The 13700-nt window shown below is 42.8% G+C and carries 10 protein-coding genes; 7 read left to right on the top strand and 3 right to left on the bottom strand.

What is annotated here, in order from left to right; translation table 11 throughout:
• Window positions 1-68 precede the first annotated feature (68 nt).
• The 5 genes from drmA (at window position 69) to holA (ending at window position 9904) form a co-directional block, all read left to right on the top strand.
• Window positions 69-3896 (top strand): DISARM system helicase DrmA, encoded by a 3828-nt coding sequence (gene drmA / locus QUB61_RS09780; RefSeq protein ID WP_333189925.1) that lies wholly within the window; start codon window positions 69-71, stop codon window positions 3894-3896.
• Between the two features lie 104 nt (window positions 3897-4000).
• Window positions 4001-5866 (top strand): DUF1998 domain-containing protein, encoded by a 1866-nt coding sequence (locus tag QUB61_RS09775; RefSeq protein WP_333127708.1) that lies wholly within the window; start codon window positions 4001-4003, stop codon window positions 5864-5866.
• 95 nt (window positions 5867-5961) lie between these two features.
• Complete coding sequence (dnaN, locus tag QUB61_RS09770) at window positions 5962-7392, top strand: DNA polymerase III subunit beta (protein ID WP_333127706.1); 1431 nt, start codon at window positions 5962-5964, stop codon at window positions 7390-7392.
• The gene (gene dnaX / locus QUB61_RS09765; RefSeq protein ID WP_333127704.1) at window positions 7392-8933 is read left to right on the top strand and encodes a DNA polymerase III subunit gamma/tau; all 1542 of its coding nucleotides are present in this window, start codon (window positions 7392-7394) and stop codon (window positions 8931-8933) included. The genes dnaN and dnaX overlap by 1 nt, the downstream gene beginning before the upstream one ends.
• Window positions 8930-9904, top strand: coding sequence for a DNA polymerase III subunit delta (gene holA, locus QUB61_RS09760; RefSeq protein ID WP_333127701.1), 975 nt, complete (start codon window positions 8930-8932; stop codon window positions 9902-9904). Before dnaX ends, holA begins: the two co-directional genes overlap by 4 nt.
• A gap of 169 nt (window positions 9905-10073) precedes the next feature.
• On the opposite strand, the gene QUB61_RS09755 is transcribed toward holA, so the two are convergent.
• The 3 genes from QUB61_RS09755 to QUB61_RS09745 all read right to left on the bottom strand — a co-directional run bounded on the left by QUB61_RS09755 (window position 10074) and on the right by QUB61_RS09745 (window position 11949).
• Window positions 10074-10328, bottom strand: a complete 255-nt coding sequence (locus QUB61_RS09755) for a hypothetical protein (RefSeq protein WP_333127699.1) — start codon at window positions 10326-10328, stop codon at window positions 10074-10076.
• Between the two features lie 48 nt (window positions 10329-10376).
• On the bottom strand, window positions 10377-11369 hold the full coding sequence (locus QUB61_RS09750; RefSeq protein ID WP_333127697.1) for a GTPase: 993 nt from the start codon (window positions 11367-11369) through the stop codon (window positions 10377-10379).
• Between the two features lie 427 nt (window positions 11370-11796).
• The gene (locus tag QUB61_RS09745) at window positions 11797-11949 is read right to left on the bottom strand and encodes a hypothetical protein (protein WP_333127695.1); all 153 of its coding nucleotides are present in this window, start codon (window positions 11947-11949) and stop codon (window positions 11797-11799) included.
• A gap of 198 nt (window positions 11950-12147) precedes the next feature.
• Between QUB61_RS09745 and QUB61_RS09740 the strand changes: the two genes are divergently transcribed.
• Window positions 12148-13032, top strand: coding sequence for a DUF4384 domain-containing protein (locus QUB61_RS09740; protein WP_333127693.1), 885 nt, complete (start codon window positions 12148-12150; stop codon window positions 13030-13032).
• A gap of 210 nt (window positions 13033-13242) precedes the next feature.
• Window positions 13243-13700: tetratricopeptide repeat protein (locus QUB61_RS09735; RefSeq protein ID WP_333189922.1), on the top strand; the 458-nt coding region annotated here is incomplete at its 3' end.

Raw genomic sequence — 13700 nt, 5'->3', positions numbered from 1 at the left:
AAGCGTAGCCGTGACGCACCCTATGTATTTAAATGTGGTATTATGCTAAAATGCTAAATTGCTAATTTATGAATATTACGAAATATTGCAATATTATGAATATTATCCAACTCCCTGCTATACTACCAGGCAACTTAGACCTCGCAGCGATTAACGAACAGTTAAAAAATCGCGCCGCCCAACTAGATTGGAGTAGCGTCATTTCGGCCAACGAACAACATTTAGCAGTTTTATTAAATGGCCTTAGCTTAGATGATAGCGATGTCATCGACTTAGAAAATCCTACCATGTCCGATAACATTGCTCAAAAAGTTGTACATTATTTCAATACCCATCCAAATATTGAAAACAATACCCATCAAAATAGTAAAAATAATCATCCTTCTCTTTTAGAAACGCCAACTTATTATCAAATTCGGGCAGAATTAGAACAAGCAATATTAGATGATTTACTCGGCCCAGCGGGAGGAGAGTATGAAGAAATAGACGAAATGCGAGTAAGCGATCGCTATCTCGTCGGATTAATCGCACCTAGCGATCGTCATATTGTACCCGAAGAACTCGAAGAAACGCCCGAACAAATGGATGAATTAGCCGTTTCCGGTAGCGGTACTTTAGAAGAAGGCACAACCGAAAGTAACATTCTCCCCGCCGAGAAAATGTTTCCCTCCGCAATTGGCATGACTTTTTGTGTTGATGGAAATGCCAAAGCAATTAAAGTAAAAGCAGGGTGGGGACAATACGAAAGAGAGAAAAGCGAAAGCGCCAAAACTTTGACTGGCGAAGCAAAAACCTTGTGGCGGCGCTACCCGATTCGAGGAACCTCACCGGATATTATCTTAAAAGTAGGCGCGATTAATCCTTGGCAAATCGATCCAGAAAAAGCAGTATTTGTTCAAGGTCAAATTCGCCAACAGCATCAAGATTGGATCGTGACTCTCTTCTTAGTTAACGGACAACAAGAACCGAAAATTAGACGCGATAGCGCTTGGTTATTTCAACCAGAATTAAGCGTTGAATCTGCCGACCCCAAATATCCCGATATTTTCATTAAACGGCGGCTGAAACGCCAAGTCGGTAAACTCAACCCCGTCTTATTTGCCGAAGAACAAGCAATGGCCATGCAGTACCGCGACTGCATAGAATTTGCCGTCGGACACGGGACAGGCGTACACGCGGAACTTTTAGGCGGAAAGTGCGATGGCGAAGCCAGCAAAAGGCATCGGGCTATCCGCCTTGCTACTAAAGTCGTCCCCGCTTACGAAATACCCCAAACTACGCCGCCAACTATTGAGGAAATACCGGGACTGGCGGGATTAATTTTAGATATGAAAGAACTAGCAGAAATTCCCGATTTATCAACTGCTTTAAGTTCTTTAACTATTGCTTATAGTGAATGGATTACCCAACAAACTGCGAAAATTGCCGACTCCACCGCCGATTTAGGCGATTATCAGGATGCGGCAAAATCGGCTTTGGCAAATTGTCAAATAACTTGCGATCGTATTCAAGCAGGAATCACGTTATTACAAACAGATTCTCAGGCTGCTGAAGCCTTCCAATTTATGAATCTCGCCATGTGGAAACAGCGGATTCACTCAATTTATGCAGAAAATAAACGGCGCGGCGAAGCCAGCGAATGGGATAATATTGATATTCCCAAGAATCGCACCTGGCGACCGTTTCAGTTAGCTTTTATCCTGCTAAATCTTCCCAGTATCACCGAATTAGACCACCCAGATCGATGTCATCCCACAGATGCGATCGCAGATTTACTTTGGTTCCCCACCGGCGGCGGTAAAACCGAAGCCTATTTAGGATTAACAGCCTACACCATTGGACTGAGAAGATTACAAGGAAATATTGCCGGACGTTCCGGCGCAGCAGGGGTTGCTGTCCTCATGCGCTACACCCTCCGCCTCTTAACATTACAACAATTTCAACGTGCCACAACCTTAATTTGTGCCTGCGAAGAAATCCGCCGCCAAGATGAAAATAAATGGGGAAAAGAACCGTTTAGAATTGGGTTATGGGTAGGGATGAAAACCACACCAAACCGAACCGAACAAAGCAATGAATTTCTCAAACAAAAACTCGGACAATACCAACCCACTAGCAGCGGTTCTCCCCATCAATTAACTAACTGTCCTTGGTGTGGTTCTCAAATTGACCCCGGCAAACAACATATTAAAGTAGAATCTTTTGCCAAAGGATCGGGACGCACTTTAATTTACTGTGGTGATGCTTTAGGCAAATGTTTATTTACCCAAAAACAATCTCCCACCGAAGGTTTACCCATCGTAGTTGTAGATGAAGAAATCTATCGTCGTTTGCCAACATTAGTGATAGCAACTGTTGACAAATTTGCCCAAATGCCCTGGAATGGTGCTGTACAAATGCTATTCGGACAAGTAGAGGGATATTGCACCCGTCACGGTTTTCGTTCTCCTGAAATCGAAGATACAAACTCTCACCCCAGTAAATACGGACTCCCTACTGCTAAAACTATTTCGACTAATGCCTTGAGGCCGCCAGATTTAATTATTCAAGATGAATTGCACTTAATTAGTGGCGCTTTGGGAACCCTAGTCGGACTGTATGAAACCGCCGTAGATCAACTGGCATCGTGGGAAGTCAACGGTAAAATAGTCCGTCCCAAAGTAATCGCTTCCACTGCGACAATTAGACAAGCCCGCGACCAAGTACATAACCTATTTTTGCGCCAAGTACAAGTTTTTCCCCCCCAAGGATTAGATATTGAAGATAACTTCTTTTCCTGTCAGCGTCCGCCTTCAGAGGATTATCCCGGTCGGCGATATTTGGGGATTTGTGCCACAGGAAGGCGATTAAAAGCAGCATTAATTCGCGTTTATACAGCAGTATTGGCAGCCTCTCAATATTTGTTTGAAAAATATGGCGATTCTGTTGACCCTTGGATGACCTTAGTGGGTTATTTTAACTCGATGCGGGAATTAGGAGGAACCAGGCGTTTAGTGGATGATGACATTCAATCTCGCTTAGGAAAAACCGACCGCCGAGGGTTAGCAAAACGTCTGAGACTCGAAGTAGAAGAATTGACCTCGCGCAAAAATTCTACCGATATTCCCATTGTATTAAATTGGTTAGAAACTCCTTTTTCTTCAGAGAAGTCCAATAAAAGTAACAAGCGCAAACCCTTAGATGTTTTACTAGCTACTAATATGATTTCTGTGGGCGTAGACGTAAAACGCTTAGGCGTAATGGTAGTGACCGGTCAACCCAAAAACACTGCTGAATACATCCAAGCAACCTCGCGGGTAGGGCGAACTTTTCCTGGTTTAGTATTCACAGTTTATAACTGGGCGCGACCGAGAGATTTATCCCATTACGAGCAATTTGAACATTATCATGCTACCTTCTATCAGCACGTTGAAGCCCTCTCAATTACTCCTTTTGCCCCCCGCGCCCTTGACCGAGGATTAGCTGCTTTATTCGTTTCCTTAGTGCGTTTGGCAGGTAGCGAATTAAACGCGAATGATAAAGCTGGTAGGATTTCTCGCCATCATCCTTATGTGGAAGCTGCTATGAATGCGATTTGCGATCGGGCTTTAGCAGTAGGAGATACTAAGACCCGCGATTTAGTAAAACAGGAATTAGAAGCTAAATTAGACTATTGGTTAGCAGAAGCGGATACAACGGGAGGAAAAGTATTAGGATATCAGACTAAAAAAGATGGGGTGACAATGGGATTATTAGAACAACCAGGACAAAGCAATTGGCAATCATTTACTTGTTTAAATTCATTGAGAAATGTTGAACCCAATATTGGATTAATTTTAGACGATCGCATCCCCGATGATGACGATCGTCCAACCCAATCAATGAGTGAAACTACCCCAATTGATTTAGACTTGTAGGGGCAATCCCCCACGATTGACTTGTCAGATGGGCGGACGCGCCACCGACACCACCGCTAGATATTTGCACAAATCATTTGGTTCGCCATATATTAGTTAATACAATGACCACCAATCAATTCCCTTCTAAAAACAAAGTTGGCGAACTGCGACCCAGCCAAATCTTATTCTCTTCAGGCATTGGTTCTATTGTAGATTTACCCAACTTATCAACAATGGTAATGGGATTAGATGATTGGGAACTCACTCACGCCTCAGAATTAGGAGAAGCGCGGTTACTAGCAGCAGTGCAAAAAGAAATCGGTAATCAAGTCAAAAAGCTGCTAACACCGCCTATATCCGAATCAAACAATACCATCCCTAACTTATTTGATGAAAGCGCCAAAGTAGGCATTCCCGTCTCGCCTTTTCCCACCTGGGTAGTTTGTCCCCAATGCCGATTACTCGCACCTTTAAAATCGGGACTATTTGAGTTAAAACGCGATCGCCATCGACCCGACCAAAATCGCTACATTCATAGTAATTGTCGCACATTTTCTCCAACAGTTATTCCTGCCAGATTTTTAGTAGCTTGTCAACACGGACACTTAGATGATTTTCCCTGGCACTACTTCGTTCATAGAGGTAGTAGTAATTGCAAAGGTTCTCTGCGTCTCTATGAATATGGCATTTCTGGTTCTGCTACTGATATTGAAGTAAAATGCGATAGTTGCGGTAAATCTCGCCGACTGTCCGATGCCTTTGGCGAACTTGGTAAAATGAATATGCCTCAATGTCGCGGTCGCCATCCCCATTTACGCAACTTTGCAGAAGATGGATGTACCAAACAAATGAAAAGTATCTTACTCGGTGCATCCAATAGCTGGTTTCCTATCACCCTTTCCGTACTCTCGATTCCCACTACTATTAATCAACTGGGGCAACTGGTTGATAAACACTGGACGGTGTTAGAAAAAGCTATTACAATTGACATGGTAGTTTTTTCGCGCCAAGTCGGTCTACTCAAAGAATTTGCTAAATATTCAGATGCCGAAATCTGGAAAGAAATCTTACAAAAACATCAAGAAACAGGTGAAACCGAATGCCTCGACGTGAAAGATATCAAAACCCCAGAATGGCAAGTTTTTTCTAATGTCGATACCAGTTTAAATAGCGCTGACTTTTGGTTAACACCCGTCGCCGCCCCTGATGGCTACGAAGCTTATTTTGAAAAAATTGTCTTAGTAGAACGCTTGCGAGAAGTTCGTGCTTTAGTTGGTTTTACCCGAATTGAATCTCCTGGTGACTATGCTGAAATAGGAGAATTACCCGAAGAATACTGGGCTCCTTTGAGTCGTTCTGAACCTACATGGGTTCCAGCTTCAGAAGTGCGCGGCGAAGGTATTTTTATGCAGTTTCAAGAAGAAAAACTACAAAAATGGTTATCCAGTACACCTGGATTAAAAACTTATGAACAACAAAGCTTAGAAGCCCATCGTCGTTGGCGCAGGGCGCGTTCCTTAGATCCTGATACTAATTTCCCCGGTATTCGTTATATTTTACTTCATTCCTTCGCTCATGCTTTGATGCGGCAATTAGTAATAGAATGTGGTTATAATGCTGCTAGTTTGCGGGAACGCATTTACTCAAAAGATCCTAATGAAGATAATGGCCCAATGGCTGGTGTATTGATTTATACAGCCGCACCAGACAGCGAAGGTACGCTAGGGGGATTAGTCAGTTTAGGTGAACCAGGTACTTTTGGCCGTCATATCGATCAAGCTTTAGAACAAATTGGTTTATGTGCTTCTGACCCTTTATGTGCAGAACATAGCCCTTTACAAAATACAACTTCTTTGCATTGGGCGGCTTGTCATGCTTGTTTGTTTAGTCCTGAAACATCCTGCGAACGAGGCAATAAATATCTCGATCGCACTTTGTTAATTCCTACTATGAATGCTGATTTATCTGAATTAGCTTTTTTTGAGTAATTCTATATCTAAAGTTGAGTGACAAGCTGCTAATACAAGCTATTCTCTAGGCAGCTAACGCTGCCCCCGCTTAGCAGCTATTTTAACGCACAAAGATGCAGACCAAAACCCCCACCGATACAGCTAAAAGACGAAATAAAGAAAACGGTTCATCCAAAATAAAACCCAAGGCAAGTGTTACCTTAGAACGAACCAAACCTTTGGTCAAAGATGAGCAAAAAGTTGAAGAAAAATCCCAACACCAATCCCCCGATAGCGATTCTCCCCAGCTTTTATCACCAGAAATTAAGCTAGTTTGCACCCAAGACAATTTAGCCAACCATCTCGAACTTGTTAGCAAAGCTGTCCCAGCAAAACCCACCCACCCCGTGTTAGGAAATGTCCTCTTAGTTGCTTGCAAAAAAACGCAGCGAGTCCAACTTACCGTCTTCGACATGAGATTGGCTATTCAAACCTCCTTTGAGGCCAACGTTCAATCTCCCGGCGACATGACTATTCCAGTCGGACTTCTCAGTGATATTGTCGGGAAATTCTCGCCCGGAGATATCACTTTAGTCAGTCGCGAAGCCTTGAATCGCGAAGGTGAAGATAGCGAAGATAGCGGGAATAACATCACCTTGCCAGAGGCTGTTAGCAACAGTCCAGTTGCTACCTTAATTGCTGCTTGCGGTCGCTATCAAGTTCGAGGGATTTCGAGTGAAGAATTCCCTGCTATTCCTGAAGTAAAAACAGCGCAAACAATTTGCATCCCCGCTGAAACTTTGAAAGAAGGGCTGAAAGGGTCACTGTTTGCCACCGCTACCGATGAAGGCAAGCAAATCCTAACAGGTGTTTACTTCAAAATCGGTCAAGATAGCCTCGAATTTGCTGCCACAGACGGCCACCGTTTGGTTGTCCTCAATACTTCAATTCAAGGTTTTTCTAAGAAGAAACAAGCGGAAATTACACAGCCTCTAGAGCTTACAGTCCCAGCTAAATCGCTTGCCGAACTGGAGCGAATTTTATCGAGCAGGACATCCGCTGACCCAGTAGAGCTTTCTTACAGCACTGAGAGCGCTCTGGTAGAATTCCGGTGGGGAGCGCAGCGCTTAGTAACGCGCTGTTTAGAAGGCACATACCCAGCTTATCCCGATTTATTGCAGCAGGATTTCCAACATCAGGTAACGCTGGAAAAAGCACCTTTCATCAAAGCTATAGAGAGAATTGCTGTGCTGGCCGACCAGAAAGAAAAAACGCTCAGCATCCGCATTAATAGCGAAGAACAGCAAGTGTCACTGTCGCTTTTCAGAGAATTTGGAAACGGTTTGGAACAGATGGCAGCGCACGTTAACTCAGACAGCAATTTGTCAATTTCATTCAACATAAAATACCTGTTGGAAGGTGCAAAAGCGATCGCTAGTTCCCAACTCCAAATGCACCTCACTCAGCGCGACGGTCCCGCCATTTTAGTTCCTGCTGGCAACCGCTCCAAGCCCAACATCCTAATGGATGCCAAATACTTGTTAATGCCGATTTTCAAAGACTGATGTCTTTTGCAAAAAAGGCTCGCTTGGCAGAAGTAAAAATATTGAGTTTTTTACTTCTCTCTTCTTCTGAGTGCAAACTCCGCAAATATGACTCTAATTCTCAGCAAACAATTACACCTAACCATTCAATCATGTACGCAGCATTGCCTCAAAAATACCGCCCTCATAGCTTGTCTGAACTGGCAGGACAGGAGTACATCCAAAGGACACTTTCCAATGCGGTTAAAACTAATAAAATTGCTCCGGCTTACTTGTTCGCCGGCGAACGGGGAACGGGCAAAACTTCAACGGCCCGCATTTTAGCTAAATCTCTCAACTGCACCAGTGCAGACAAACCCACAGTAAAGCCGTGCGGCAAGTGCCAATCCTGCCGCTCGATTGAAAAAGGCAGCAGCTTAGACGTTGCTGAAATTGACGCGGCTTCCCACAACGGCGTGGATGACGCTCGCGCCCCGATCGAGCGATCGCACTTCGCACCAGTTATCAGCCGCTACCGAGTGTTTATTTTAGATGAAGTTCACTGCCTGAGTTCCCAAGCTTTTAACGCTCTTCTAAAATGTTTGGAAGAACCTCCGCATCACTTCGTGTTCATCTTGTGTACAACAGAGCAACACAAAGTGCTGCCAACAATTAACAGCCGCTGCCAAACGTTTCTGTTTCGATCGCTGCCAATCCCAGCCATTGTCAAACAGCTAACAATGGTAGCCCAGAAAGAGTCAATTGCAATTGCCGAAGAAGCTAAAATTGCGATCGCCCGCGCCGCGAATGGCGGGATGAGGGACGCCTTGCAGTTGCTCGACCAGTTGAGCTTATTAGGAGAGGAAATTACCAGCTCTCACGTATTGGAGCTGTCGGGGCGGATACCGGAGTCGGATTTAGTTGCAATTTTGAAATCGGCCCGCACCGGCAACGCGCTGAAGCTGCTGCAACTGTCCCGCGAACTCATTGACAGCGGGAAAAGCCCTAAAATGCTGCTGGCGTCGCTGCTAGCCTGCTACCGGGACTTGTTGCTTGCAACGAGCGTGCCGGACTGTTCGCTGATGCTAGTTAGCGGCATTTCGCACTCGGCCCTGATGGAAATTGCCTCTGCTTGGGACTGCAATGCGATCGCTGCTGGCCTCGAACAGTTGCAGGCTTCGGAATGGCAGCTCAGCAAGAGCGCTCACCCAACGCTGTGGCTGGAACTCTGCTTGCTGGGATTGGCAAAGGTGCCACAATTAAAACCCCACGTCGCTCTTGGCGCTCTTGCTAACCCCAGGCAGCCCGATCGCACCCAGAAGCTGCCCAGTACCTCCAAGTTGCGATCGCCCCGTTCCAAAGAGCGAGCCATTTGGGAAAAAGTGCTCTCAGCAACTTCTGAGAAGAACCGCGCTTTACTTTGTGCCGCTTCCCTGGTAGCACTGACGGAAAAGAAAGCGGTGCTGGCCGTGCCCGCCCAATACCTGGACAAGTTCAACCGGAACGCGGCTAAGGTGCAGAAGATATTTCTGGCTGCAACGGGCGTCCGCTATCAAGTGTCGTTCGAGGAGAAGAACGGATGATTAGCTTGCTGATAGGGGATGACCTCCACGCGATTCACAAAAAGCTTTCTGCCTTTAAAAAGAACCTCGACCCCGCTTGGATAGGCTTCAATTATCACCGCTTTGATGCTTCGGCATTGAATGAGGCGGTTGACTGCGCCTTAACTCCCGCCTTGGGAACGGAAAAAGCAAAGTTAGTGGTGGTAGAAGGGTGTAATTTCAAACAGTTTACTGAAGAGGCGCTGGAGGTTCTCCAGTTGCTCCCGCAGGTGCCGGAAAAGACGCACCTGGTTTTTGTAGCGCCTTCTATTGACAAACGCCTGAAGGTGGCAAAATTCCTGCTTTCTCAAGCTAAGCTGTTCGAGTTCGACCTTATTCCCCCCTGGCGAACGGATCTCATTGCCCGATCGATCCGAACTCAAGCTTTGGCAATAGGGCTGTCGCTGAACTCAAATGCTATTGATTACTTGGCGGTTGCGATCGGCAACAATCCGGCTCGCGCTGAATCAGAACTGCACAAGTTGGCGACTTACAGCAGTGGCGCGAACCTCACTTTAAACTCTGTGCGAGCGCTGGTTCCTTCAACCACTCAAAATAGCCTTCAGCTTGCCGAAGCGCTGAGGGAAAATAACTCTAAGAGAGCAGTTTATTTGCTGCTTGAACTTTTGGCAATAGGAACTTTCCCGCTGGCGATTTGTGCAACGCTGATTACTCAATTTAGAACTTGGTTGTGGGTGAAAGCGGCGATAGTTGGAGGAGTTAAGCAAGATGCTGAAGTTGCCCGGATTTGTCAAATTGCCAACCCAAAGCGAGTGTACTTTCTGAGAAAAGAAGTAGCTGCTGCTTCCCTAACATCTCTTGCGGCTGCGATGTCCCTGCTGCTTGACTTAGAGGGTTCGCTGAAGCTTGGGCGTAAAGGGGATTCCATGTTGCCTGCAATTCTGGCGATCGCCCAACTGTTTTCTCCTAAGAAAGCAAGGCTAACAAAGTAGGAGCCGCATCTCTTTCGTTTAACTAATTCAAAAAATTAAACGAAGGCTTAGCTTAAAAATATTCTCACCTTCCGCAAGTTGATGTTATTCAAGCTAAAAAACAAGGGGGAACAGACCCCTTGTTCAGCTCAATAATTTGCGTCAGCCCTGTTTCGGTCAGAAGCCTAGTCTAGTAGTAAGGGAAAAAAACAGTCCAATTCTCCCGCATAAAGTGGTAAACCACTGGCACTAACTCCTCAATGATCCAGCACAACCAGGGGCGTTTTTTCAAAATAGAAATATGCTCACCTAATAGTTTCGCTGCCACCTTCCAGATTACCTCTCCGATAGCATCAAAGTTTGCAGATTTCACGGCGTGCTTTAGCTGTTCACGTTCTTGGTTATTCTGCTTGATTTGTTGGAAGATATCATCAAATTCGCTCATGGTTAACCTCCATAATTTGTAGGGTGGGCAAAGCCCACCCTTGATTAGTTAAATCCGAGTTTCAGTCAGGTCAAAAAGCTTCCGATTTTTATTCGGATCGATGACAATTAGATTGGAGTATTCCTTCGCTTTTGCAAAAGGAAGTTTATCTAATTGGTCATTCAAGAAATTGTTGAAACGAGCGATCGCTTCCTTACCCATTTTGTTGACAATCACCAGCATTAACTTGTTTAAGTTATAGCGAAAAGAAGATGAACAAGGCACAACTTGATAGTTTTGGTACAGTCGTTGAAACACCTCTTGGTAGTGGGGATATTTGCCTTTGAGTTGAGAGAGAGTTGGCTCGTCCATAAACCCTTGAAAGACAATGCTATATGTATCCCAAGAAAATCGAGGATCATCTATTTTGAAATTCCCATCGTTATAGGTACGGGAAACAATCCCATGACGATAAGGAAATAAGAAGGTTTCTTGATAATACTGAGCTTTCTTGTCCAAGATGTCACGAGTGACTTTACTGGGTGCAAACATCCCCCAAGTATTATCCATTTTGGCAAGAATCCAAGCCGGATGACTGAGTGTATCAGCCTTGGTCAAAACAAATGTGATTTTGCTCATTAATTGTGCTTGTTTTTCAGCACTAAATGAAACTAAAATCTTGTTTAAGGCAGAAACATCAAAAGTCACTGAACGGCTATCACAGTGGAGACACCAGAGGACAACATCTGCTTCAAAAAGCTTTTGTTTATAGTCCTCAATATACCGAGCATCCGCTGACTCAGATTCACCAATTCCGGGTAAATCATAAAACCACAATTCACCCTGATTTCCCTTAACAACAACCTTTTCGATCGCCATCGTACAAGGCTTAACTGGATCAGTCTTTAAATTGGTGTTGAATAGCGCATTAATCAACGAGCTTTTACCAACACCAGTTTGACCAATGACGGCGACAATAAAGGGCGCATTGGCAGCCTTAATAAAGCTTTCAATCGCTTCTTTTTTGAGCCGTTCAATTTGCTCCTGAGACAAAGCTTGCATGGATTTCTCCTGTTTAGTTTTCAAGGTTCGGAGAGATTTTTCTTCTCTGGTTATATGCTAGATCGGTTTATTTAATGTTGTGTAGAGCCTTGTAGAAAATAATAGAATTTTCCTCTCCTCATCAACACTAATAAATATCATCTATTTCCCAGATGGTTCTACCTCTATGTTTTTACGTTAACAAATTAATTGAATGACTGTAAACATAATTAGGAGAATTATGTAGAATTAGATAGATAGAAAAATATAGATTTTTGAAGAAATACCTTGATATTAGCTTAGCAATTTTGCTATGATTACCAACAATAAGTTTCACCGAATTGCTGCTTAGTTAAAGTTTCATAAAAATAGTAGAGATGTTCTATAGAACGTCTCTACCTAGAAAATTTATGACCAGTGTTAGACTAAGCCTAGCCGACCGTTATTCTTAAGCTGCGGGTAATAAGGCGATCGCGATTAAAGCAAATACACCAAATAGAATACCTAAGAAAAACCATAAGGTTTGATCTCGATATTTTTTTTCGGCAATAATCGCACAGCAAACCCCACAACAAATCCAGACTCCCACTAAAAATTCCATAAGTCCCTCCTTGGAAAAGAATTAATGTTTAGGGTAAATTGGTATATGTTTAAATTAACAAGAGGATTGAATGACTGTACAGAGAATTTGGTAGAATTAAAAAGATAAAGAAAATCTAAATTCTGGGAGAACCTCCTTGACACTGAATTAGTAAATTTGTTAGGCTAACTTCAAGTTAATTTAAGTAAACTAAAACCCATGAATAAATCTTATCAAGACTGGGAAAGCCAATTTCTTAATGATATGGTGATTAAGTTTTGTTTTTCTGGAAATGACGAGACTGCTTTTAAATATAGGCTATTACTTTGCTACTCTGATTTCAACGATCAACAATTAGCTGATGAAATTAAAGGATATTTTAGAGTTAAAGGTGATATCCCATCCGCACCAAATGTTACCCTTAGAGACTGTTGGGTTAAAATATATGCGGTTTTAAAAAAACATGGTTTTGATTATAAAGACAAAAATAATAATCCCAATGGAAAATATGAGAAAAGTTGGGAGGGTGTAAGAAAATGGTTGCTTGAGGAAATATTCCATGAATACATAAAAAAGATTCAATCTCAAACAAGCATTGAACTTTGGCAAGAATTATGGGAAAAGTCAGAGGATAATAGTAATATTTCTATTGAAGAATCTTCCTCAAAAAATGACATCCCCCATCTGGGAGTAGCTGTTATAGGAGTATTTGAACCGAATCTGCAACCGGATTGGCCATCATTTCGGATTGGGAGTCAAATCATGTATCAGTTGAAGTTGAATAATCCAGGCTATTTAATTGTGGCTGAAAAGTTTGCATCTGGAGAAATTTACTGTCTTGCCCCTTCTAAGTTAAGTTCAGCTTTTCCGGTGCCTTGGGGGAGATTGGTTCTACCTAAAAATGATGTTTTTACAGTTCAACCTCCTATGGGATATGAAGAAATCCTTGCTGTTTTTAGTCAAGATCAACCTCAACTCAATTGGCTACCTCAAGCTGAGGATGACCCGTTAGAATTACAAACAGAGCATTTAGCAGATTTGCTAAATCATATCAATCAAAACAAATGTGAGGTGATGCGATACAAATATTTGATTACATCCTAAAAATTTAGGAGATCATAGCCAATGAAAACGGAGAATTGAATTTTAGGGTTAGATGTGGATCGAGTATGACAAGCTTTTGCCACTTTGAATTAACCTCTAGGGTACATCAGAATTTTCACTAAATAATTAAAATTATAACCATCTTGTCTGAGCTATCCTACTTGACTGTGTTCACCACTTTATCAAAAATGACACAAAAGGAGCTAAAAAATGAATTTCTTAAAGAAGTTAGGTAATTTTTTTTCAACTGTAGGAGACGAATTAACTTATTATAATTTAAGAGTAAGAATTGAGGCACTAATAAAAGAACAAGGTAAACTTGATATAGCTATTAAATTAAATAAACAATCTTTATATTTAGCTAAAAGAATCTGGGGGGATGAACATCCTAATGTGGCTACTAGCTTAAATAATCTAGCTTATTTATATCATGCTCAAGGGAAATACAGCGAAGCTGAACCTCTTTTTCAAGAAGCTTTAGCGATGAGAAAAAGTCTGTTTTTTAGTCCTCATATTGAGATAGCATCTAGTTTAAATAATCTAGCTAATATCTACCATTGTTTAGGCAAATACAGTGAAGCTGAACCTCTCTTTCAAGAAGCTTTAGCGATGAGAAAAAGTCTGTTTTTTAGTCCTCATATTGAGATAGCATCTAGTTTAAATAATCT

Origin of the sequence: Microcoleus sp. C2D2 (genome assembly GCF_036702495.1) — a bacterium.
Taxonomy (GTDB): domain Bacteria; phylum Cyanobacteriota; class Cyanobacteriia; order Cyanobacteriales; family Microcoleaceae; genus Microcoleus.
The sequence above is the reverse complement of the archived record's forward strand: the minus strand, read 5'-3'. Positions and strand labels throughout refer to the sequence as shown.